Source organism: Bacillus sp. FSL W7-1346, assembly GCF_038593335.1.
GTDB classification, from domain to species: Bacteria; Bacillota; Bacilli; order Bacillales; family Bacillaceae; genus Bacillus; species Bacillus altitudinis.
On sequence record NZ_CP151988.1, the window covers coordinates 271,209 to 293,814 of the forward strand.

General features: G+C 42.1%; 21 protein-coding genes. 15 read left to right on the plus strand and 6 right to left on the minus strand.

Going from position 1 to position 22,606, the window contains the following annotated elements; genetic code table 11:
* Positions 1-498: 498 nt before the first annotated feature.
* Genes NST09_RS01485 through NST09_RS01495 form a run of 3 tightly spaced genes read left to right on the plus strand, consistent with a single transcriptional unit; the run spans position 499 to position 1,563 of the window.
* The gene (locus NST09_RS01485; protein WP_017366535.1) at positions 499-816 is read left to right on the plus strand and encodes a PadR family transcriptional regulator; all 318 of its coding nucleotides are present in this window, start codon (positions 499-501) and stop codon (positions 814-816) included.
* On the plus strand, positions 809-1,396 hold the full coding sequence (locus NST09_RS01490) for a DUF1700 domain-containing protein (RefSeq protein ID WP_342493261.1): 588 nt from the start codon (positions 809-811) through the stop codon (positions 1,394-1,396). The genes NST09_RS01485 and NST09_RS01490 overlap by 8 nt, the downstream gene beginning before the upstream one ends.
* Positions 1,393-1,563 carry a hypothetical protein gene (locus NST09_RS01495; protein WP_017360401.1) on the plus strand — a complete coding sequence of 57 codons (171 nt, stop codon included), beginning with the start codon at positions 1,393-1,395 and terminating at the stop codon, positions 1,561-1,563. The genes NST09_RS01490 and NST09_RS01495 overlap by 4 nt, the downstream gene beginning before the upstream one ends.
* A 13-nt stretch (positions 1,564-1,576) precedes the next feature.
* Here NST09_RS01495 and NST09_RS01500 read toward each other — a convergent pair whose 3' ends face one another.
* Complete coding sequence (locus NST09_RS01500) at positions 1,577-2,794, minus strand: multidrug effflux MFS transporter (RefSeq protein ID WP_148780765.1); 1,218 nt, start codon at positions 2,792-2,794, stop codon at positions 1,577-1,579.
* A gap of 211 nt (positions 2,795-3,005) precedes the next feature.
* Between NST09_RS01500 and NST09_RS01505 the strand changes: the two genes are divergently transcribed.
* On the plus strand, positions 3,006-3,542 hold the full coding sequence (locus NST09_RS01505; protein ID WP_342493262.1) for a GNAT family N-acetyltransferase: 537 nt from the start codon (positions 3,006-3,008) through the stop codon (positions 3,540-3,542).
* A 284-nt stretch (positions 3,543-3,826) separates the two neighbouring features.
* The gene (locus NST09_RS01510; protein WP_342493263.1) at positions 3,827-4,363 is read left to right on the plus strand and encodes a DUF402 domain-containing protein; all 537 of its coding nucleotides are present in this window, start codon (positions 3,827-3,829) and stop codon (positions 4,361-4,363) included.
* 37 nt (positions 4,364-4,400) lie between these two features.
* Here the strand turns inward: NST09_RS01510 and NST09_RS01515 are convergent, their stop codons facing one another.
* The gene (locus tag NST09_RS01515; protein WP_342493264.1) at positions 4,401-6,014 is read right to left on the minus strand and encodes a S8 family serine peptidase; all 1,614 of its coding nucleotides are present in this window, start codon (positions 6,012-6,014) and stop codon (positions 4,401-4,403) included.
* Between the two features lie 188 nt (positions 6,015-6,202).
* Here NST09_RS01515 and NST09_RS01520 point away from each other — a divergent pair, with 188 nt between their 5' ends.
* From NST09_RS01520 to NST09_RS01530, 3 genes are all read left to right on the plus strand, one after another.
* Positions 6,203-7,687 carry an amidase gene (locus NST09_RS01520; RefSeq protein WP_342493265.1) on the plus strand — a complete coding sequence of 495 codons (1,485 nt, stop codon included), beginning with the start codon at positions 6,203-6,205 and terminating at the stop codon, positions 7,685-7,687.
* Positions 7,688-7,732: 45 nt separating this feature from the next.
* On the plus strand, positions 7,733-8,296 hold the full coding sequence (locus tag NST09_RS01525) for a TetR/AcrR family transcriptional regulator (RefSeq protein ID WP_041508183.1): 564 nt from the start codon (positions 7,733-7,735) through the stop codon (positions 8,294-8,296).
* Positions 8,297-8,376: 80 nt separating this feature from the next.
* Positions 8,377-9,399 (plus strand): quercetin 2,3-dioxygenase, encoded by a 1,023-nt coding sequence (locus tag NST09_RS01530; RefSeq protein ID WP_035390571.1) that lies wholly within the window; start codon positions 8,377-8,379, stop codon positions 9,397-9,399.
* Positions 9,400-9,677: 278 nt separating this feature from the next.
* On the opposite strand, the gene NST09_RS01535 is transcribed toward NST09_RS01530, so the two are convergent.
* Positions 9,678-10,115, minus strand: coding sequence for a MarR family transcriptional regulator (locus NST09_RS01535; RefSeq protein WP_007498406.1), 438 nt, complete (start codon positions 10,113-10,115; stop codon positions 9,678-9,680).
* Positions 10,116-10,377: 262 nt separating this feature from the next.
* Between NST09_RS01535 and NST09_RS01540 the strand changes: the two genes are divergently transcribed.
* From NST09_RS01540 to NST09_RS01555, 4 genes are all read left to right on the plus strand, one after another.
* Complete coding sequence (locus NST09_RS01540; RefSeq protein ID WP_342493266.1) at positions 10,378-11,886, plus strand: AMP-binding protein; 1,509 nt, start codon at positions 10,378-10,380, stop codon at positions 11,884-11,886.
* A gap of 67 nt (positions 11,887-11,953) precedes the next feature.
* Positions 11,954-13,336 carry an amino acid permease gene (locus tag NST09_RS01545; protein WP_017358611.1) on the plus strand — a complete coding sequence of 461 codons (1,383 nt, stop codon included), beginning with the start codon at positions 11,954-11,956 and terminating at the stop codon, positions 13,334-13,336.
* 100 nt (positions 13,337-13,436) lie between these two features.
* A complete protein-coding gene (locus NST09_RS01550) occupies positions 13,437-13,802 on the plus strand; it encodes a VOC family protein (RefSeq protein WP_008342155.1) in 366 nt (121 codons plus the stop codon).
* Positions 13,803-13,915: 113 nt separating this feature from the next.
* A complete protein-coding gene (locus NST09_RS01555) occupies positions 13,916-14,776 on the plus strand; it encodes an alpha/beta hydrolase (protein WP_008342154.1) in 861 nt (286 codons plus the stop codon).
* A 39-nt stretch (positions 14,777-14,815) separates the two neighbouring features.
* On the opposite strand, the gene NST09_RS01560 is transcribed toward NST09_RS01555, so the two are convergent.
* Both NST09_RS01560 and NST09_RS01565 read right to left on the minus strand, forming a co-directional pair.
* Complete coding sequence (locus NST09_RS01560; protein WP_046342539.1) at positions 14,816-16,243, minus strand: alanine/glycine:cation symporter family protein; 1,428 nt, start codon at positions 16,241-16,243, stop codon at positions 14,816-14,818.
* A 33-nt stretch (positions 16,244-16,276) separates the two neighbouring features.
* A complete protein-coding gene (locus NST09_RS01565) occupies positions 16,277-17,257 on the minus strand; it encodes a glutaminase (protein ID WP_008342152.1) in 981 nt (326 codons plus the stop codon).
* A 516-nt stretch (positions 17,258-17,773) separates the two neighbouring features.
* Between NST09_RS01565 and NST09_RS01570 the strand changes: the two genes are divergently transcribed.
* The 3 genes from NST09_RS01570 to NST09_RS01580 all read left to right on the plus strand — a co-directional run bounded on the left by NST09_RS01570 (position 17,774) and on the right by NST09_RS01580 (position 21,288).
* Complete coding sequence (locus tag NST09_RS01570) at positions 17,774-19,060, plus strand: sensor histidine kinase (RefSeq protein ID WP_342493267.1); 1,287 nt, start codon at positions 17,774-17,776, stop codon at positions 19,058-19,060.
* Positions 19,061-19,064: 4 nt separating this feature from the next.
* Positions 19,065-20,003, plus strand: a complete 939-nt coding sequence (locus NST09_RS01575) for a response regulator (RefSeq protein ID WP_017358606.1) — start codon at positions 19,065-19,067, stop codon at positions 20,001-20,003.
* A gap of 193 nt (positions 20,004-20,196) precedes the next feature.
* Positions 20,197-21,288 (plus strand): SEC-C metal-binding domain-containing protein, encoded by a 1,092-nt coding sequence (locus NST09_RS01580; protein ID WP_342493268.1) that lies wholly within the window; start codon positions 20,197-20,199, stop codon positions 21,286-21,288.
* Positions 21,289-21,336: 48 nt separating this feature from the next.
* On the opposite strand, the gene NST09_RS01585 is transcribed toward NST09_RS01580, so the two are convergent.
* Complete coding sequence (locus tag NST09_RS01585) at positions 21,337-22,377, minus strand: DUF4352 domain-containing protein (protein WP_008342147.1); 1,041 nt, start codon at positions 22,375-22,377, stop codon at positions 21,337-21,339.
* Positions 22,378-22,606 lie beyond the last annotated feature (229 nt).

Below are 22,606 nucleotides of genomic sequence, written 5' to 3' on the forward strand. Positions count from 1 at the left end.
AGATGAACAAATACACGATATAACACAAAGTTAGTGTAATGACTAAAGTGAGATAATTACTCCACATTTTTTTCAAGGTCATCAGCTCCTCGTTTTTAAGGTCTACCATTATTCGGTATTGGTTGGGTTGAAAAGAACTAGCCACTTTCAGCCGTTCTCATCACTTTAATTCGAGTTGAGTGTTCGTAAAACTTAGTATGATGATCATAAGGATAAGCGATTGTGAATGAACTTCTTAATTCCATAAAATTCAGCTTATCCCTTTAAAATAAAGAGATTAAATGGGGTGTTTCCTCATTTATTGATATTCGTTCTTGTTTATGTTTGTTGTCTACAATAGATACACGCTAGATTTACCTTGATTAGGTGTAGCCTTGAAGAAAGAGAAACTTCCTGTATGAAAATTTATAGGGACGTTGAGTGTGAAAAGTTGCAAAAGATACCTCTTGTCACATCATACTATGTATTGTATAGTATAAATAGTTAGGAGTTGTAAACATGAATGCACAACTAAAAAAAGGATTACTGGAATTCTGTGTACTGGCGGTATTAAAGAAAGGCGATTCCTATGGTTATCAAATGATTAAAGATATGTCCCATTGTATTGAGATTTCAGAATCGACATTATATCCGATATTAAAGCGGTTAGAGCAAAACAATTATGTGGAGACCTATTCACAGGAACATAACAGTCGATTAAGAAAATACTACCGGATGACAACAAGTGGCCGTGAGCATATGGCACAGTTTTTAGCGGAATGGGATCAAGTGATGGCGATTTACGACTTTATTTCTGGAGGACAGAGCAATGAATAAAAAAGAATTTTTAGCCAGCTTGGAGAAGCACTTGCATCGTCTGGGCGAAAAAGAAAGTGATCGGTTCATCGAGTATTACGATGAAATGATCGAGGATTATCAGGAAGATGGCTACAGTGAACAGGAGGCAGTTCATCAAGTCGGTCAGCCTGCCATCATCGCTGAAGGGATTATGAAGGAACAAGGAATCAAAACCGTTCAGGTGCCGACGTTTGGAGAAAAAGCCACAAGGCTCTCCATCCTCATTTTGGGCTTTCCGTTATGGGGCAGTATTCTAGCAACAGTCTTCCTGCTGTTTCTTTCTGTGTATATGGTGATTTGGTGCATTCCACTCGTGACAGGTACAATGACGCTAGTTGGTCTGCTCGGCGGTTTTTGGAGCATCATTGGTTCTCCGTTTATCTTTCAAGACGGTTTGCATGTGGTGGTGACGCAGATCGGAGTTGGTATTCTTCTATTAGGTGTCGGATTATTAAGCGGCGTAGCCACGGCGTATTTGACAAAGCTATTTGTGCAAGGGACTGTTCAAACCACTAAGGCATTCATGGGAATGTTTAAAAAGAAGGTCGTGAGAGTATGAACGTGAATGATTTAAAAAAGCAATGCATCAAATGGGGGATCATCTTCACCGTTGCCGGAGGAATTGTCATGGCAATTGGTTTTGGACTTTCAGGCTTTGACCTAGATGCATATCAAAACAATGACCAGTACAATGTGTTCCGCACGATCAATTGGAGCAAGCCATAAATGAAAGACCCGCTTATGCGGGTCTTTTTTTCGCTCTGGCAACAAAGAAAAAATAACAGCAAAGTGCGCCAAGGTCACAGAGCATAATAATCAGACCCATGGGAAAGGCAGTCTGGCTTCCAGCTAAGCCGACAAGGGGTGTCATGCATGCGCCAAGAAGCATTTGTGCCACTCCGATGAGGGCAGCGGCACTTCCAGCATGCGCACCGTGATGTTGCATCGCAAGAGACGGTGCAGACGTGCCGACAATCCCAACGCTTGAGACCACAAAAAAGAGCGGGATGAGGATGCCATAAAGCCCTGCATCAATAGAGATCATTACACACAAGGTGACGCCTCCTAAAGCAGCTGTCAGCAGCCCAATGCGAAGGACTTTCTCCTCACCAATTTTCGCAGCAACGCGGGCAAATACTTGTCCAGCTGTGATGATGCCAAGACTATTCACCGCAAAGGCAGCACTGAAGCCTTGCGGAGAAAGGTTGAAAATCTCCTGCAATACAAACGGTGATCCAGAGATATACGCAAACATGGCGGCGAAGACAAGTCCTTGTGAGAGAGCATATCCGACAAAGAGTCGATCGCTCGCTAGAATTTTCATCGCACCTAGGATCTGTTTGAAGCCTCCAGTCTGTCTACGTTCCACAGGTAAGCTTTCTTTCAATGAAAACATCGATCTTAGGAGCATGAGCGTCCCGAGGATTCCTAGCAGAACAAACACTCCCTGCCACGTCGTGAACCGTAACATTTGTCCGCCCACGATCGGTGCCGCTGCAGGAGCCACTCCGTTGACTAACATGAGCAAAGCAAAGAATTTCGTCATTTCTGAGCCTTCATAATGATCTCGTACGATGGCTCGTGCAATGACAATGCCTGCTGAACCAGCAAGTCCTTGAATCAGTCTTAAAAGAATGAATGTCCAAATTGATGTGACCACTGTACATAAAAGAGAGGCCGCAATAAAAATGATCAATCCAATCATGAGCGGCTTTCTTCTGCCAACTGTATCACTGATTGGACCTGCAATGAGCTGTCCAAGCGCAAGTCCAATCAAACAAGCCATGAGACTTAACTGAGACAGCGCCGTGCTTGCTTCAAAGTCACGGGCGATATTAGGTAAAGCAGGTAAATACATATCCATTGCCAGCGGTGCAAGGGCTGTTAAAGAGCCAAGAAGCGCGGCAAGGAGGAATCGATTTTTTTTCGATTCTTGGGGATAAGATAAAGAATTCATATGATGCCACTCCTCGTATATGTCCTCAAATCAGCATAATGAATCAAGCTTTCCATTTCAATCAAAATTTTCAAAGAAGTTTTCGTGCAAAATCATTGATCTTTCGAAGGAGACTCTTTACATTGAATGAGTAGAGAAAAGAATCAGGTCTTCGGCATGCAGTGATTGCATGATACGTATATCCATTCATAGACAAACAGGAGGTGCTGGCATGGAGCATCAAGAGTTGATCATTCGTCAAGCGGTGAGTGAAGATCATGAGGCGATCACACATGTGCTGATCAAATCATACGCACAGTATGAGCCTCAATTTACAGAGGAAGGCTGGCAAAATTATTCTGCAGCCCTGCGAGCGGCTGTAGATAACCCAAACATGGAGTTGATGCTTGTGGCCGAGCTTGAGGGCAAGGTCGTGGGGACCCTTCAAATGTTCCGATCATCAGAACAGGCATATGACAAGCCGGAGATGGGCATTACTTCAGCGATTGTCCGGTTTTTAGGGGTAGATCCTGATGTGAGAGGAAAAGGTATTGCAGAGTCATTGTTGCGTAAAAGTATAGAACTGACGCAATCGTGGGGCGAGAACGTCCTGTACCTTCATACGTCGGATAAAATGCAGGCCGCCATTCGTTTATATGAAAGAATGGGCTTTGAACGGGCACTTGATAAAGAATTTGTGAATCAAAATGGGACGCATGTGAAGAGCTATCAGTATGTGATCAAAAAAGAACAGCCGGCTGGCTCATAATATACACCGAATAAGAAGAGGAAGAGTATGTCCTGCATGGACGGGACTCTTCCTTTTTCTCATGACACCCATATGTTCAGTGCCATATATGAAAAGCACCATGAGATTAACCCAAACATGACAAAGAATTTTAACACATGTTCATAAAGGGTCAGCTTTCCGATCTCTTTTCGTTTTCACCTCACCATATGTCTTCCATAGGCAGCAGCAGTGAACCTTTATTTCTTCAAAAGAAAGCAGTGTATACTAGAATAAGAAGTAGATGCAGAAGGGGTTGTGACCGATTGTTTCCGCTATATGCAAATTCTTGGGATGACGTAATCGAGAGAAAAATCAAATACGATGATCAGGTTGTGGAACATACGTGTCAGCTGTTAGACGCACAGGAGCAGCAAGTCGTGTTGTTTCATAAAATTCAAGAACCATTTACAATGGTTGCTGGTGATGGCACTGTCACGATTCCAAAAGGGAGTTATACGACCGCCTATTATTGGACGGACCGGCCTTACAATGTCTATTTTTGGCGAGATGATCAAGGTAATGAACTTGGCTCTTATGTGAATATCGTCAGACATACATGGTTTGAAGAACGGGCGGTTGTTTTTGAAGATTTATTGATTGATCTACTCGTTCTTCCGAATGGTGATTTCTTTGTTTTGGATGAAGATGAACTGCCGGATAGTTTAGCTTCCTTTGAGCAGGGCTCGGTTCATCGAGCACTCCGTGATGTCATCCATTCGATAGCGCACATCCTCGATCAAGTGAGGCTGGATGCGAAAGGGAAATATCATCACACCCTGTTTCAGAAGATGTTGAAATAGAAAAAACGATTCCTTGCTGAAAGGAATCGTTTTTTTATCAAACCTTGATCCGGTTTAGTCGTTTTTGTAAATCAGTTTTTGTTTTAGATGCTTTTAGTTGTTTGACCGCACTTTGAGCGGTTGCTTTTGTTTTCTTTGTTCGTTTGGCTTCGGCTTTTTTGACTTTTTGTTTGGCATCTGTCACTTTCTTTTGATAGTCGACTTGTTTTTTGACTTTGTCGAGCCGGTTTTGCAGGCTTGTTTTTTCTTTGCCTTTGGATAGCTTTTTAATGGCCGTTTGGGCACTTTTAATCGAGCCTTGGGTTTTACTTTTTTCAGCTGATTGGACCTTCGCTCGTGCGTCACGAATATCAATGGCTGTTTGGACTTTTTTGACTCGGTCAGTGAGTGCGGTTTTTTGCTTGCTGGCAGTGAGTCTGCCAATTTTCGTTTTGGCTTGATCAACATCTGTCTGTTTTTTAGATGTTTCGGCTGTCTTGACTGCGCTTGTCGCAGCCTTTAAAAAGGTTGACTGCGGCACATATTGCACGCGGCCATAGCCGAATTGTGAATCTTTTCCTTTTGCGCCGAGATCGACTGTATAGCTGCGCAATAAAGTGCGGAGCTGAACATTTGTTTTCTTAGGATGTAGCTGTTTTAACAGCGCCAGCATCCCTGTGACATGCGGTGCCGCTTGTGATGTACCGGTTGCATACCAATATTCATTTTTCAAATAGGTACTGATGACGTTCTCGCCGGGAGCGGAAAATTCAATTCCTTTCCCCGTATTAGAGATGGAGGCGAGTTTGTCTTTGTCAGTCGTTGCAGAAACAGCAATGACGCTATTGTATGCGGCAGGATAACTAATCCCATTCTTCTTTCCATCATTTCCACTTGCAGCAACGACCAGCAGTCCTTTTTTGTATGCTTCATCAACTGCTGAACGTAAAATCGGAATGTTATCTTCAAAACCTAGACTTAGGTTGATGATGTCCATCTTATTGCTAATCGCCCAATCAATGCCTCGGAGCAGACTGTATAAGTCGCCCTCTCCTTTTTTATCTAATACTTTTACAGCATACAGCTTCACACCAGAAGCGACGCCGACCGTACCGTAATCATTATTGAGCGCCCCAATTGTACCGGCGACATGTGTTCCATGTCCTTCATCGTCTTTGTAAGAAGACGTGTAATCGACGAATGATTTACCGCCGGCTACCTTTAAATCTTCATGTGGGAAAATACCAGTATCGAGAACGGCTACTTTCACATTTTTCCCTGTCACACCTTCTTTGATTGCTTGCTTTACATTGAGCTTCTGCAAGTTATAAGATTTTTGTACCAAAGCATCCTGACCAGTAGCAGCAGCCGTTTTTTTCACGGTAGCAGCAGCGAGTTTGACCCTAACGTTTTTTGAAACATAAGCGATGTTTGGGTCTTTTTTAAGTGAGGTGACAGCTTGCTCATCTGCTGTCACTGCTACAGCTGGAAGGTGTATGTATTGAGCGTTCACTTTTTCACTTTCTTGAATAGCCGTCTGTTTTCCTTTTTGATTTTTATAGACGATGATGACATCTGTTTCTTTTGGTGGTGCAACTGCCTGCGAATGGAAGGGCAAAGCAGTTGTCAAAGCAAGAAGAAACGCGATGACCACGACGATTTTCTTTTTCAAGGCAATGGCTCCTTGCATATGAGGTGACCTCCGTCTTTTTTTCTTTATTATATCGGAGAAATAAGATGGATGGTTAGAAGAATCATAGTCTAGAAAGAAAGTTTTTTTCACACGTATCCCGAAATTGAATTTCATAGAATTCTAGTAGACAATAGAGAGATCATAATATGAGAAAGAAGGACATGCCGATGAATGTAAAAGAGTATATGACGTATGATGCGACGGGACTGGCATCACTTGTGCAGAAAAAGCAGGTCACGCCCGAAGAGCTTGTACACGCTGCATTTACTAGATTGGAAGAAGTGAATCCAGTACTAAATGCGGTGATTCAGACAAGGCGAGATCAAGTGTTCAAAGACATGAAGTCACTAGATGCGGATCAGCCGTTTGCTGGTGTTCCGTTTGTGTTGAAAAATATATCGCAGGGGCTGGAACATGAACCTTTGACGGCGGGTGCTTTGCTGTTAAAGGATGTAAAGGCGCAAACAGATTCCCACTTTGTCCGTCGATTGAAGCAGGCTGGGCTCCTCATGATCGGTCATACGAACACACCTGAATTCGGATTGCGAAATGTGACAGAACCCTTTTTATATGGTCCGACGAGAAACCCTTGGAATGCTGACTATTCTCCGGGCGGTTCAAGCGGCGGGACGGCAGCAGCTGTGGCAAGCGGCATCGTACCGGCGGGTGGAGCGAGTGATGGCGGAGGGTCTATTCGGATTCCGGCATCCTTTACTGGTTTATTTGGACTCAAGCCAACAAGGGGGAGAACACCGGTCGGCCCGGGTGCAGGAAGGCAGTGGCAAGGAGCTTCCATTGACTTTACGCTCACAAAAACAGTTCGAGACAGTGCAGCCCTGCTTGATTTGCTTCAAGTCATTCAGCCAGAGGCTGCGTTCCAAACGCCATTATATGACGGTAGCTATCAGGAGGATTTAGTGAAACGAACCTCTTCGATGCGAATTGCTTACAGTGTAGACTCTCCAGTAGGCACGAAGGTGAGTGAGGAAGCAAAGCAGGCAGTCTTGAACACTGTGAAATGGCTGAGTGAACAAGGGCATCAAATAGAGGAAGCGAAGCCGGACATTGATGGTGTCCATCTGATGCAGCAATATTATGTCATGAACAGCGGTGAAATGTCTGCCTTATTTACCTCTCTGGCTCGTTCATTCGGGCGTCCGGTGAAGCCTGAGGAGACAGATATTGTGGCATGGGTACTGGCGGAAGCAGGAAAAAATGTGACAGCTGCTGCTTATACAGAAAGTCTTGATGCATGGGATATGGCCGCTGCAAAAATGGCCGCATTTCATCAAACCTACGATCTATATGTGACCCCAGCTACTGCTTATTCGGCTCCAAAGGTTGGCGAGCTGATGCATAACGATCAAGAAATTGCTGCATTGTTACGTGTGTCATCCCTTTCAATGCAAGCACAGCAGGATCTGATTTATGAAATGTTCCTCAAGAGTTTGACCTACACACCATTTACACAGCTGGCTAACCTAACCGGCCAGCCATCTATGAGTGTGCCAGTTCATCTCACAGAAGCAGGCATGCCTTTAGGCGTACAGGTGACAGCACCGAAAGGAAAAGAGGACTGGCTGCTCAGACTGGCGTCAGAAATAGAATCATCCTCATTATGGAAAGGAACGCATCCATTACTGAATCAATAATACAATGGCATCGACGTTGGTCTATGGAGGAAAGGAGTGTCACACGTGAGTACGAAGGACAAAATCATTCAAACGGCCGCACTTCTTTTACGTAAACAGGGGTATCATGCGACAGGGTTGAATCAAATCATTCGAGAGAGCGGCACGCCGAAAGGATCTCTTTATTATTACTTTCCAAATGGAAAAGAAGAGCTAGCCATAGCAGCCGTTGAATATATGAGTCAAAGGGTCATCGATCAAATTGAAGCAAGCTTTGCCTATTCTGATGACCCATATGTCGCCGTCGATCATTTTATGACAAATATCATTCGGGGTTTTATGGAGCAAGAAAGTGAAAGAGGGATACCGATTGTCTTACTGGCGGCTGAGTCAAAACCTGAACATACAAAACTTCATGCTGCATGCAAACAAGAAATGATCCGCTGGCAAGAGCTTGTCAAAGAAAAGCTGATGAATAGCGGATATGATGAAACAAAAGCGGATGAGCGGGCATCTCTCCTTCATTCAATGGTCATCGGTGGATTATCAATGACTACTGCATTAAAGCAAACGACACCTTTAGAGCACGTGAAATGTTACCTTAGACACTTATTTATGCGAGAAGAGTAAAATCTCTCGCATATTGCCTATCTATTATATCAATTGGTCTATATAATAAAGATAGTCAATTAGTCATGAGGAGTGATGGGATGTCGGAGCAACCACAATCGATCAAGCAATCCGAAGATACCTCTTTTTATACCGTGTCCGGTTCGGGGGAGCTGTATGGTTTGGAAAATCAGCTTGTACATGTGCTGGCAGAAGCAAATCAAACAAATCAACTGTTTGAGCTTGTCTTAATCACAGGTGGGAAAGGTGCTTACTTTCCGCTGCATTGTCATGAGACGCTATTTGAAACCATCTTTGTGCTGGAAGGGAAGCTGGAAGTGATACTGGACGGTAAAAAGTATATGGTGACGGCCTGTGATTATATTCATATTCCGCCCAAAACAATTCATGGCTATAGAATGCATAGTCACAAAACACGGTTTATTTCTTATACACTGGGCGGGCAAATGACAGATGTCTATCAGCAAATCGGAAAGAGGCTGTTGCAGAATGAATGGCCGATGACTGATCACCCATTTGATGCAGACAGCTTTCATCAGGCTGAAAAAGAAAGCGATATCATATTGATGCACGGCATTAGGGAGCTATCCAATACAACCAAGCCAGCTGTTTTGTTTCATAGTCAGCTCCCGCGCGCAGTGCAGCCATATGTGCTGGAGGCTGGTGAAGGAAAGCAATACATGGTCGAAGGTCAGCTTCATGAGCTGATTGCGACAACGGAAACAACAGGAGACGGATTTAGTTATTTTGTGATTGAAGGGACAAAGGGAAAAGGGTTACGTTCGCATTATCATGAAATGCATACAGAAGCACTTTATTGTGTTGAAGGCAGAATCAATCTTCAGTTAAACGGAGAAAATATTTGCTTGATGCCAGGGGATTTTGCCTATATTCCTCCGAATACCGTTCACTTGTATGAATTCGTGTCTCATTCAAATAAAATGTTGGTTTTGCTGCTGCCTGGCTATATTGAGCAAGTGTTTGAACAATTTGAAGAAGCACAAAGTCCAGGTATGTGCCCTTATTTTATACAGGAAGGGAACATGATGGAGGGTGGGGAGACCTCTGCTCAGTATGATTTGGTGTTTGTCGAAGATAAATAGCTGTGTAACGCGTTACACAGATTTGAATAAACAGCCTGTCGAATCAATCGGCGGGTTATTTTGTTTTCCCTTATGGAACAGCATCCCTATTCATATGCATGAACCATAGCATTCGGTGTCTGTCCTGCGTGCTGGTGCTCATTAATGTCACATTCACTCCGCGCCAGTACGCGTCCTTCCTAGACTGCAAAGGTTTTCTATCACGCTAAAAGAAAACAAAGGGCTAAAATAAAGTTCATTTTAGCCCTTTGTCAAAAATCTGAGGCTTAGGATAATTCCTAAGCCTTTAGTGTGCGCTCGTCCATCATTTTTTCAATTAATTCAAAAAATGTTTTTTTATCTTCTTCTGATAGGTGATTGAACAGTTGATTGACGAGCAGCTGACGATTGTCGATCATTTGTCTGGCGATTTGTTCACCTGATTCAGAGAGTGTAATCCATACCGTACGGCGGTCATTGTTATTTCTAGAGCGGATAATCAGCCCTTCATCTTCTAAGTGATTGAGAGCGGTTGTTGTTGCGGAGGGAGATAATGAAACTTCCTGCAGAATATTTTTCACAGTACATGATTGATGGCGGTAGATGATGCGTAAAATAAACCCTTTTACATTCGTGACGTTTTTCGGGATATTCTCTTCATCTATTCGTTTCGTCGCCTTTAAATACTTTGTCAGTGCATGGTCTAACAAACTTGCCTCTAGCTCGAAATGTTGCATTCTCCATACCTCTTTTCCTATTGCATTCGCATTTTCCGATCAATTACTAGGTCTATCTTATCATAATAAGCATCATCATTTAAACCAAAATGGAAGACGGCTATAAAATTACCTATATTATCAATTAATAAAAGGAACAATTCCAAAATGAAATGATTTTACTTTCACCTTTTTTTATTTTAGAATGTGAATGAGATAAAATCTGCCAATCCAATTCACTGGAAATTGGCTATTGGACATCAAACGTTTGGAGATGAAGATATTGAATACTTTACAGGCATTACTAAACGACAGAATGGAACGCTCTTCACAAATTGAAGCGGTAACTGGCGGAGGTGTGTCTTATACATTTGAAGAATATGCAAAACGCATTGATCAGCTGGCGCATTACTTACATCGTAAAGGAATTCGAAAAGGTGACCGGGTGTGCTTTATTTGTCAAAACCATCATCACTTTTCTACGATTATGCTGGCAGCCATTAAAGCAGGTGTTGTCGCCGTACCGCTTAGCTGGCAGCTTACCTCTTTTGAGCTAGAAGGTATCTTGAAAAAAGCAGAGCCAAAGGCTTTATTTTTTGACCGTGAATTCCGTGACATCATTGCGGCAGTGAATGTGTCTTTAGAAGATTGTCTCATGGTGGAATCTGGTGTCAATGCGAAAACAACACAGCTGTTTGAAGACATATTGGCGTCTAATGATGGAAGTGATCTTGCTGAGCAGGTATCAGAGGAAGATTTGGCCATGATTTTATTCACCTCAGGTACAACAGGTAATCCAAAAGGCTGTATGGTCGGACATGGACGAATCTATCAATTTTTAACAAGACGTGGGAATCGAGGATTTGATCTGAAAGGAAAACGATACTTGGCAAGTCATCCGCTATATCATATGAGTTCAATTAATCACCTGATTGCAGCTGCAATTGAAGGGTATACGTTAGTCTTCTTACATGATGCAACGCCGAAACGCATTTTAGAAACGATTGAGAAAGAAAGAATTACGTTTATGATGGCTTTCCCATCAGCTTATACGTACATGCTAGAAGAAATGAAGCGCGGTTCGTACGATCTCTCATCTTTTGAAATTGCGATTTCTGGTGGTACGAAGGTACCGGTACGCTTAATTAAAGATTACAAAGAAGTAGGCATTCAGATGATGCATGGCTACGGAAGTACAGAAGCGTGGGTTGTGAGTGCGTGGCATCCAGCGATGGGTGAGGATAAGATGGGCTCTGCTGGTAAAGTGGATCCGGATGTAGAAGTCAAAATCGTGCATCCTGAGACAGAGGAGGCGCTCCCAGCTGGAGAAATTGGTGAGGTCGTCATGAGAAGCCCATTTTATTTCTTAGGCTACTATCATCAACCTGAAGCGACAGAGAAAGTGCTCAAAGATGACTGGTTCCATATGGGGGATGCAGGCTATCTGGATGAAGACGGTTTTCTTTACATCACAGGGAGATACAAAGATGTGATTCTATACGGTGGGGATAATATTTATCCTGACCAAGTGGAAGAGGTCATTGATCAAATTCCAGGTGTAATTGAATCTGCTGTCATTGGGGTACCAGATGACTTATATGGTGAAGTACCAAGTGCGTATATCGTAAAAGACGAATCTGTCGATTTCTGCGAAGAAGATGTGTTGAATTACTGCAAGGAACGTTTAGCAGATTACAAAGTGCCATCCATTCATTTCACGCACGATCTGCCAAAAAATAAACTTGGTAAAATCATGAAGAAAGATTTACGTGAATTGGTTGTGAATGCGTAGGACCTATTCTGCTATAATGAAATTTGAATGATTTTTTTGTTTTTCTAACGTTTTGGAGGGAAAGGGTTTGCGACATATACTTCGTAAGAAACACATTCACGATTTGTTAGAACAGAGCAGACAGCAAAAGGTAAAGAAAACACTGGGCGGGCTTGATCTCACGCTCCTTGGCATAGGGGCTGTGATTGGGACGGGGGTCATGGTGTTAACCGGAATTACAGCAGCTAAGGATGCAGGACCGGCTGTTATTTTCTCCTTTGCGATTGCAGCGATTGTGTGCAGTTTAGCAGCACTTTGTTATGCAGAAATGGCTTCTGCGCTGCCTGTGTTCGGCAGTGCGTACATTTATTCATATACCACAATGGGTGAACTCGTAGGTCATCTCATGGGATGGACGTTATTATCTGTTTATATGCTGACTGCTTCAGCTGTAGCGAGTGGCTGGTCGAGTTATTTTAACAGCCTGCTGGAGGGGTTTGGAATCTCAATTCCACATCAATTTTTAGCTGGTCCAGAACAAGGCGGATATATGAATTTGCCAGCAATTATCATTGCTTTACTCATTGCGTGGATCCTATCTAGAGGAACGAAAGAAAGTAAAAAATTCAATAATATCATGGTGTTTGTGAAACTTGGCATTATTGTTCTTTTCATTGTAGTAGGTGGTTTTTATGTAGAACCAGCCAATTGGCAGCCGTTCATGCCGTTTGGTACGGAAGGGATTATTGCTGGTGCCGCTGCTGTGTTTTTTGCCTTTTTAGGATTCGATGCCATTTCGGCTTCTGCAGAAGAGGTGAAAAATCCACAGCGGAACCTTCCAATTGGCATTATTGGTTCATTGCTCATTTGTACGATCATTTATATTGTCGTTTGTTTGGTCATGACAGGCATGGTGCACTATACGAAGTTGAATGTGACAGAGGCAATGTCTTATGTATTGCAAAGTGTCCATCAACATAGCGTGGCTGGTATTATTTCTGTCGGTGCTGTAATTGGATTGATGGCTGTGATTTTCGCCAATAATTATGCGGCAACTCGAATTGCTTTTGCGATGGGGCGGGACGGGCTCTTGCCTAAAGTGTTTTCAAAAACAAACAAAAGTGATACACCTGTTGCCAGTATATGGGTGATTGGCGGGATGACAGCTGTTATTTCAGGGTTTATTGATTTGAAGGATCTGTCCAACCTAGCCAATATCGGTGCATTATTAACGTTTGCGATGGTGAGCTTATCCGTACTCATTTTGAGAAAGACACATAAACAGCTGGAAAGGGGATTCCGGGTTCCGTTTGTACCGGTTTTGCCAATTATCTCGATGGGCTGTTGTGTGTTTCTGATGCTCAATTTACCAGGCCGGACATGGCTGTACTTCGGGGTTTGGCTGATGATCGGTGTCGTCATGTACGCAGCATATTCTAACAAACACAGTGAATTAGCGAAATCTGCTTAAGAAAAAGGTGCAAATCCGTTGACGATTTGTGCCTTTTTTCATACGATTTGGGATAAGCTATATAAGAGATAATGAACGGAACAAGAGGAGGATGAGGGAAATGATCAGCGTTAGTCCTTATATTGTCGTAGAAGACGTCAAAGAATCTCTTCAATATTATCAAGGAATTTTTGGCGGAGATATTCGTATCTTAAATGAACATCAAGACCGTGTATTGCATGCTGAGCTACACCTTGGAGAATCACTGCTCCACTTTTCAGATACATTTGGCCGCACACCAAAACCGGAGAATCTTCGATTGATCATGCAGTTTGACAATGAGGAAGAGTTAAAGGCTGTATACGAGGCGCTTGAAGCTGACGGAGATGTCCTTGTGGAATTACAGGATACGTTTTTTGGCGCACTTCATGGACAAGTACAAGATCGGAAGAATGGTCTGATATGGGTGCTGAATTATATGAAATAAATAAAGACCTTCACCCTTGTAAAGGTTTTTTTGTGAGTGTTTTTATTTTCTGAAAAATGGAAAATATGCTATGTTGGAAGAATGATAAGACATGGGGAAAGGGTGGAAAAGGAATGGATCAAGTTGAGTTTCAATATATTCAAACAAACGGCATAAAGCTCCATACAGCAATGGCTGGTCCTGAAGATGGCCCACTGCTGGTGCTGCTGCATGGATTTCCTGAGTTTTGGTATGGTTGGAAAAATCAAATCCGCCCCCTGGCTGAGGCAGGGTATCGTGTCGTTGTTCCTGATCAAAGGGGATACCATCTGAGTGACAAACCAGAAGGAGTCGAATCATACGTCTTAGACAAATTAAGAGATGATATCGTGGGATTAATTAAGGCACTGAGCCCAAATCAAAAGGCCATTGTCGGCGGACATGATTGGGGCGGAGCTGTTGCTTGGCATCTTGCTTCAACCCGTTCTCAATATGTAGAAAAATTAATCATCGTCAACATGCCGCATCCTCGTGTGATGATGAAGGTCCTTCCGTTTTATCCGCCGCAGTGGAAGAAGAGCTCTTATATCGCGTTCTTTCAGCTTCCAAATGTACCAGAGGCAGCCCTTCAAGAAAATCACTTTCAAAGACTGGATGAAGCCATTGGACTGTCTGCTAGACCTCATCTGTTCACGAAGGAAGATGTCTCAAGCTATAAGCTGGCATGGACGCAGCCGGGAGCCATTACGTCCATGTTGAATTGGTATCGAGGTATTAAAAAAGGCGGCTTTGAAAAACCGATTTCCAAACGAATTCTCGTGCCTGTCCGCATGATCTGGGGAATGGAGGACAAGTTTCTAAGCAGAAAGCTCGCAAAAGAAACGATCAAAATTTGCCCAAATGGACAGCTGATTTTTGTCGATGATGCCACTCATTGGATCAATCATGAAAAGCCAGATGTCGTGAATAAGCTCATACTCGAATTTTTAACATAAAGAAATAAGCTCTGATCATATGACCAGAGCTTATTTGTTTTATCCGATTTGATTCTTTTTCAAGGAAACAGGTTCGTCGTCCCAGCATTCAATCTGTTCATTGTTCGGAACGGCGTTTTTATAGAAAACAGGATCTTTGCCTTCTTTTTTCTGTCGCATGTAATCCTTCAGTGCTGCAAAGGCGACTTTAGACAGCATGGTAATGGCAATGAGGTTGACGATGACCATGAGACCCATGAATAAGTCGGCCAGACCCCAAACGAGAGGAACAGTGGCAATGGCTCCGAATAGAACCATGCCAATGACAGCCACACGATAGATGTTGAGCCAAATTTTATTCGCTCCCAAGAATTCAATGTTCGTTTCACCATAGTAATAGTTACCGATTAACGTACTAAAAGCGAATAAGAAAATCATGATCGCTAGGAATCCAGAAGCCCAAGGCCCAATGTGCTGACTTAATGAAGCCTGAGTTAGCTCAATTCCTTGCAGATTGGTTGTTTTATACGCATCAGAGAACAGGACAAGAAAGGCTGTGCTTGTACATATAATTAACGTATCTGTTAACACACCAAATGCTTGGATTAACCCTTGTTTGACTGGGTGGCTCGTGACAGCAGTTGCTGCTGCGTTAGGGGCGCTACCCATACCGGCTTCGTTTGAGAAGAGACCGCGTTTAATCCCTTGTAACAATGCTCCACCTAGTGTACCGCCGGCAAACTGTTCAAATCCGAAAGCGTGCTTCACAATCGTACTGATGACACCTGGCAGTTCAGTAATATTTGTGACAATCACAAAGAAAGCAATCCCGATGTAAGCAACGGCAAGAACCACGACAATATATTCAGATGCTTTTGCAATCGCTTTGATCCCTTTGAAAATAATCGCTGCAAAAATAACAGCCATAACGATTCCGACAGTTAAGCGATCTAGACCAAAAGAGTTTTGAAAAGCGACGGTGATTGTATTTGATTGCACGGCGTTAAAGACAATCCCAAAAGAGATCGTGATCAGGATGGCAAATAAAATTCCCATCCAGCGCTTGTTTAACCCTTTTTCCATATAATAAGCAGGTCCACCGCGGAATCCTGTTTTATCTTTTACTTTATACACCTGAGCTAGTGTACTTTCAACAAAGCTCGAAGCAGAACCGATAATCGCTACGATCCACATCCAGAAGATTGCGCCAGGTCCACCGATCGCAATAGCGATAGCAATCCCTGTGATATTCCCTGTTCCTACACGTGCTGCCATACTGATGGCAAATGCTTGGAACGGTGAGATTCCCTCTTTTTCTTTTCTTCCTTCTTTTAGAACACGCAGCATTTCTTTCAGCATTCTGACTTGCAAGAAGCGTGATCTATATGTGAAGTAGACCCCTACTCCAAGTAACAGAGCAATGACAAGATAAGTCCAAATAAAATCATTTGTAGTTGTTAAATAAGATAGCAAAGCTTTTTCGTTCATAACATCACCTCTTCGATTTCATCACTGTTCTTTTTAAAAAATACTGAGATCCCACTCTTTCGCGAGTTTCTTCAGCATCATGACACCGGTAATACTATTTCCACAATCGTCAATGGCAGGACCATAAATGCCGATACCGCAGCCTGTCTGAAATGGGAATTCTCTTCTTGCGCTTGGCGGAACGCAAGCCATGATTCCTCCAGACACACCACTTTTAGCTGGAACGCCTACGAAAGCAGCAAAATTACCAGACGCATTGTACATGCCGCATGTCAGCATCAATGCCTTTGTTAGTCTTGCGATATCTTTTGGAATGACTTGGACTTGTTTAAAGGGATGGTAGCCATCACTTGAAATAATCAGTCCAATCAAGGCGATGTCCTCTGTTGTGACCTCAATGGAACATTGCTTTAAATACACTTCTAACGTGTCCTCGACATCTGATTCTAAGTAATTGGTTTCTTTTAAATAATAAGCAAGTGCCCGGTTGCGGTGTGCAGTTGCCCATTCTGATTGATAAACTTCTTCATTAACAGAAGGACGCTTACCTATTAAGTTTTCGATTAAATCGAAAATATATGCTAGCTTTTCTGTAGAAGTCTTTCCAGGAAGGATGGAGGATACGGTAATAGCTCCAGCATTAATCATTGGATTAAAGGGCTTCCCTGGTTTATGCATCTCAAGGCGGTAGATGGAATTAAATGCATCACCAGTTGGCTCTACATCTACCCGATCCAAGACGTACGGAACGCCTCTTCCTAAACAGGCAGCTATAAAGCTGATGACTTTTGAGATACTTTGCAGGGTAAAGGGAACGTCCCAATCACCATAACGTACAGATGATCCATCTGGGCCTATCACGCTGATACCAAGTTGAGAGGAATTTACTTTTCCGAGTGCTGGAATGTAGCCAGCGTTCTGCCCGTTTTTGTAATACGGACGTATTTCTTCTGCCCATTGATCAACAGAAGACTGGCATGCGTGTTGTGTATTATTAGAAATTGCTGTTTTCATACGATTCCTCCAATCAAAAATCAAAAAGTACCCTATTGAATTGGCGGATGACAAAAAATGCGATCAAATAGGCACGAAAACATGTTACACATCTTCAAAGAACTTGTCATGCGCTGCTTGTACCACTCCTTTACACCTAAATATATGTTCAAATGAAGGCTTTGGCGGCGAAACAACAAAAAGGGTTTTTAGTGAAAATTCAGAAAACGCTTACATATAGTTTCACTAAAATTGTTCATTCAATTTATCTTGGAAACTACACAATCTGACGAAAATCTACAGAAAAACTTACAAATAAAAATCAGTCCGTATGCAATTGTCTAAACAATTCCCATTATTGTAGACAATCTCCAAATGTAGAATAGCTGAAAGGTCACCATGCCTTCTCGGAGAATAGTCATAAAAAATGATTTTGAAGAGAGAAGAAGCCGTGAAAATAATTTTTTTGCTCATTGTGAAGCAAAGAGTCTCCTTGTATACTGTGGCTATGTAAACAGGGGAAGGGATGTCAGTCATTTGAGTTTAAACCAGCTTGTCAAAAAAGACGCATTTATTTTGATTTTTATGATCGTCATTGTGCCGCTTGCGGGAGAGCTGAAGTTTTATCCTGTGAATGAAACATTTCGTATTAGTTTTGGGGCACCTGCGTTTTTCTTTTGCTTATTACTTTTAAGAAAATCAAGACCATTGCTGCCAGGTTTTTTAACAGGCGCAGCCATTGTCCTATTTCGGGTAGGTTTAGATCTTATTCAGCAAAAAGCTGATCTGGCTCTGTCATTTTATCAGCAGTTTCCGAGCTTCTTTTTTTACTTTACTTATGCTTTTCTTTTCTTTGTTGTCCGTACAGGACGTTTTAAGCAGCGTTCCATTTTTATTGGGCTGATCGGACTGATGATTGAACTGCTTGCTGATTTTGTTGAGCTGTTTGTACAATTTTTAGTGTTTGATACAACCATGACTTTCTCAAAGCTGAGTGATATGATCCTCATTGCATTTGCTCACAGCTTCGTGGTCATCAGCTTTTTTAATATGATGAGGCTGTATGAGGCACAATCAAGAGAGAAACAAATCATGAAGCAAAATGAGCATATGATGATGGTCATTTCAAATTTATATGAGGAAACAGTTCATTTAAAGAAAACGTTAAATCATACAGAGCACATAACGCAAGAATCCTATCGGCTCTATCGTCTGCTGAATGAACATGAGGCAGGAAAGAAAGTGAGTCAGGAGCTGCTCAAGCTTGCAGGGGAAATACATGAAGTCAAAAAGGACAATCAGCGTATTTACGCTGGGCTTTCAAAGCTAATTTCCAAGGAGAATATGCAAGATTATATGAGGGCAGAGGATCTTGTTCAAATCGTGATTCGCATTCAAGAGAAATATGCGCTATCTCTCGGGAAGAACATTTCCTTTACATCTGATATAAAAGGCATTCACTTGCATGAGTATCATGTGTTCATTTTCTTATCGCTGATTAATAATTTAATGGCAAATGCAGTTGAAGCAATCAAGGATGATGGAGCCATCTCACTCGTATTAAAAGGGAGTCATGATAAAATAGAGATTCGGGTTGAGGATGATGGACCGGGTATTCCTGAGAAATTGAGAGAGATTGTATTTGATCCTGGATATACCTCAAAATTTGATGCATATGGAACACCGTCAACTGGGATTGGCTTATCCTATGTGAGAGAGCTGGTTCAAGAGCTGGACGGTCAAATCCAGATTGAGCAAAAAGAAACGAAAGGAACAGCTTTTCAGCTTGTCCTTCCGATACAAAATTTAATACAGAGAGGGTGAGTGTATGCGATTTTTCATTGCAGATGATGATCGTGCAATACGCTCGATTTTAGGTCAGATCATTGAGGATGAGGATCTAGGAGAGGTCGTGGATGAAGCTGATGACGGCATAGGATTAGAAGCGCATTCATTGAACCTGAAAAAAGTAGACATCCTTCTGATTGATCTTTTAATGCCAGCTAGAGACGGCATTCAAACCATACGTCATATTCACCCTGAATTCAAAGGAAAGGTCATCATGATATCTCAAGTAGAAGCAAAAGAGATGATGGCAGAAGCCTATGAACTTGGAATTGAATATTATATTCATAAACCCGTCAATCGAATTGAGATTGTCAGTGTCATTCGAAAGGTCATGGAGCGGATCAAGCTGGAAAAATCAATTTACGATATTCAAGCTTCTCTTCGGCATGTGCTGCCATTAGAGCCAGTGATTTCTCATGAGACAGGTACTGGATCAAAGCGAAGAACGATGAAAGAGGCAGGGGAATTCCTCCTATCTGAATTAGGAATTGTCGGAGAGAGTGGCTCTAAGGATTTACTAGAGATATTGATCTACTTACATGAAACACAGACAGCCAATTCTCATGAGGTGAATTTTCCGCCATTAAAGCAGCTATTTATCAAAACGGCGGAACGAAAGCTTGGTCGTGGTGCGTCGGATGTGGAAGTGATGCGGGAAGTGAAAGCAGCAGAGCAGCGAATTAGACGAGCCATCCATCATTCCTTAAATCATTTCGCATCACTAGGGCTCACAGATTTTTCAAACCCTAAATTTGAGCACTATGCGTCGAAGTTTTTTGATTTCACTGATGTCAGCCAAAGGATGAAAGAAATGCAGAAGACTTCTTCATCCGCAGGGTCAACAGGCAGAGTCAATACGAAAAAGTTCGTGCAAATCTTTTATTTTGAAGCAAAGCAGCTATTCGAAGGGATGAGCTGAGGGAAATCTATTGGAATGATTGGAGAAAATAAACAGAGACAGAGTGCTTTTGACTATGAGCCGCCTTGCTCTTTTAGACGTCTTTGTTATTTATCTGATCATTCTGATTTTTCTTTTTTCTTGAAAATAAAACTCTCCTGTGCAATCGTTTGTTAAAATAGTGAGGTTAGACTAGAATGTCGGAGGTTTTATTTTGGGAAAAATTAAACGAAATGCGCTCTGCCCATGCGGAAGCGGAAAAAAATATAAACATTGCTGTGGTCAAAAGTCAGGCGGAGAACAAACGTCTGAGCTTGTGTTTAAGGAAGCTGTACAAGTTCAAAAGGATTTAATGAATTATGCGTTCTCTAAGCAGCAGAGAGCGATCAATCAATTCATTAATGAGTTTTCTTTCCTAGCAGATATGGATAAAGAAACGCAACAAATCTCAGTCTTTCATTTGAGTGTATGGGGCATTTTCTTCCGCCCATTAACAGATAAGAAAGAGACCATCTTCCAAGAATTCCTGACAAAAAAAGCAGAAGATATTACCCGTCCTAAAACAAGACAAGTGGTTGAATCTTGGACAGACATGGAGCCATCTTTGCTTTTATTAAATGAAAAAACGGACGAGTCTCTTTACTTTGAGAATATGGTGACAGCTGAGAAGGTTGAAGTTGATGTGAAGCCGGATCAAACAGTGCTCCCTGAGAAAGGTAGTCTTGTTCTAGGTTTCCCTGTTCAGTTTGAAGAAAAGGCAGAGTTTTTCATTCAATATACGATGTTTGCGAAAGAGTTTACTGATACGCTTCTTCTTCAGGTTCGCCAGCTCGTTGAAGCACATGAGGCAAACGGAGGAGCACGCAGCACATTTATGAGAGAAGCCTTCCCTGAAGTGCTGAAGTGTATGTTTGCGAAGCAAGAAGTTGAAGAAACAGAAGCGCCTGCTCAAACAGAAGGAAGTACAGTAGGACTATCAGCAGATCGGATGAACTGGGCTAGTGACGTTCAGTTGGAAACAGCCAAGCTGATTGAAGACGGGATGAAAGAGCACGGTGACCAAAGCCTGACAGATGGCGCTTTAACAGTTTGGAAAGCTTACTGTGATCAGAAAGCACCTGTGATCCGTAAAGCGGCGTCATTTGCTGCGGGAATCGAATATTATATTCATTCACTTGCAAGCGATGCCCCGCTTTCTCAAGCACAAGTTGCTAAAAAGTATGGTATTAGTGCGTCCACTGTATCGAGCCGATTTAAAGACATTGAAAAAGCGGTCAAAGAAGAGCAAGAGACGACTGTATCATAGCATGAAAAAAGACGCGGCACCTTTCAAGGAGCCAGCGTCTTTTTTTCATCATCTTGTTTTAATAAAACCACTCATGTATTGCTCTGTATTATAATCATTGAGGTCAATTTTCCACTGGCCATCTCCGTTACGTTTCATTTTCACTTCATACTCAGCAGGGCTTGAGACTGGAGGAAGCTTTTCAAACTCAGAGGCGTACATATTCAAGCTTTTCTTATACAATTCTTCTTTCGAACGGATTTTGCCGTTGTAAAACTCATCTCTTTGTTTGTCTAGTTTGTCTTTTAAGTTAGAAGCATCAATACCGGTTACTTGAGCGACAACCTTCGCTTCGTCATCTGAGATGGTTTTCACACTTGTTTCCACTTTCGCTTTATCCTTCATTGTATTTTGCATGCGTTTGTACATGGATAAAATATCGCGGTCACTGACTTCGTTTCCATATATGCCTGCACTTCTCTTGAAGTCTTTCACAAACATTTCGTGATATTTATTAACGACATCTGATTGATTGTCACCTGTTAATTCTGAGAATTGATCATTCTTTTTGTCAAAAACAATGAGATCTGTATAAGCAGATAGCGCTTTTGCTGGGTTATCTAGCTTTTTCGCTGTATCCAGTATCTTTTCGCCATCTAGTTCAATTTCGATCGAATCGCTGTTTTTCTTGATGCTATCTTGGTACACGAACTGATATTTTTTGCCTTTATCTACTAGGAAATAAAGAGCTCCTGATAGTGATTTTCCTTTGTTCAATGACCCAAGATCAAGGCGGTCTTTACTGCCGTAGAATTTTAAATCAGAGACTTTGGCATCGTCCTGATAAAGGGTGAAATCAGAGTTATATAGTGAAAGGGCTTTGTCACCTTTGTTGGTGATCGTCAGGTTAACTTTTAACACCAATTCATTGTCTCGCAAGGTAGTTGTTGAGTCTTCTGGTAACGTGTATTCGTAGCTATTCACTTTTACCTCTGCTGTTTTTGTTGATTTTTGGTCAGCCTTTGTTGATTTTGCTGAGCTCTGGCAGGCTGCAGAGATGATCATCACGAATGAAATCATGAGGAGTGCACTTATTTTTTTAAGATTCACAGTTGATGCTCCTTTGCTTTTCTTTCGTCATTTTCTTCCCGCTATCTGACTGAGAAAAAAGAAACAGATAGAATGGTATATTCGGGTGTTAAAGGGGAAAATATCCTAATGACGATTTGCACTATTCATTCTATCGAATTTCATTCGTGATGAGGAATAGGTTTTAGTCCCTATCTTTGATAGATTTTTACACAAATACCTATAAAAAACGGAATTTAATAAGTAGAAT

What these genes read in the sequence shown, in the direction of transcription:
- NST09_RS01550 (WP_008342155.1), top strand. Translation starts at nt 13,437, where the DNA reads ATGATCAGCGTTAGTCCTTATATTGTCGTAGAAGACGTCAAAGAATCT.
- NST09_RS01485 (WP_017366535.1), top strand. Translation starts at nt 499, where the DNA reads ATGAATGCACAACTAAAAAAAGGATTACTGGAATTCTGTGTACTGGCG.
- NST09_RS01490 (WP_342493261.1), top strand. Translation starts at nt 809, where the DNA reads ATGAATAAAAAAGAATTTTTAGCCAGCTTGGAGAAGCACTTGCATCGT.
- NST09_RS01535 (WP_007498406.1), bottom strand. Translation starts at nt 10,115, where the DNA reads ATGCAACATTTCGAGCTAGAGGCAAGTTTGTTAGACCATGCACTGACA.
- NST09_RS01565 (WP_008342152.1), bottom strand. Translation starts at nt 17,257, where the DNA reads ATGAAAACAGCAATTTCTAATAATACACAACACGCATGCCAGTCTTCT.
- NST09_RS01520 (WP_342493265.1), top strand. Translation starts at nt 6,203, where the DNA reads ATGAATGTAAAAGAGTATATGACGTATGATGCGACGGGACTGGCATCA.
- NST09_RS01495 (WP_017360401.1), top strand. Translation starts at nt 1,393, where the DNA reads ATGAACGTGAATGATTTAAAAAAGCAATGCATCAAATGGGGGATCATC.
- NST09_RS01555 (WP_008342154.1), top strand. Translation starts at nt 13,916, where the DNA reads ATGGATCAAGTTGAGTTTCAATATATTCAAACAAACGGCATAAAGCTC.
- NST09_RS01530 (WP_035390571.1), top strand. Translation starts at nt 8,377, where the DNA reads ATGTCGGAGCAACCACAATCGATCAAGCAATCCGAAGATACCTCTTTT.
- NST09_RS01575 (WP_017358606.1), top strand. Translation starts at nt 19,065, where the DNA reads ATGCGATTTTTCATTGCAGATGATGATCGTGCAATACGCTCGATTTTA.
- NST09_RS01560 (WP_046342539.1), bottom strand. Translation starts at nt 16,243, where the DNA reads ATGAACGAAAAAGCTTTGCTATCTTATTTAACAACTACAAATGATTTT.
- NST09_RS01505 (WP_342493262.1), top strand. Translation starts at nt 3,006, where the DNA reads ATGGAGCATCAAGAGTTGATCATTCGTCAAGCGGTGAGTGAAGATCAT.
- NST09_RS01500 (WP_148780765.1), bottom strand. Translation starts at nt 2,794, where the DNA reads ATGAATTCTTTATCTTATCCCCAAGAATCGAAAAAAAATCGATTCCTC.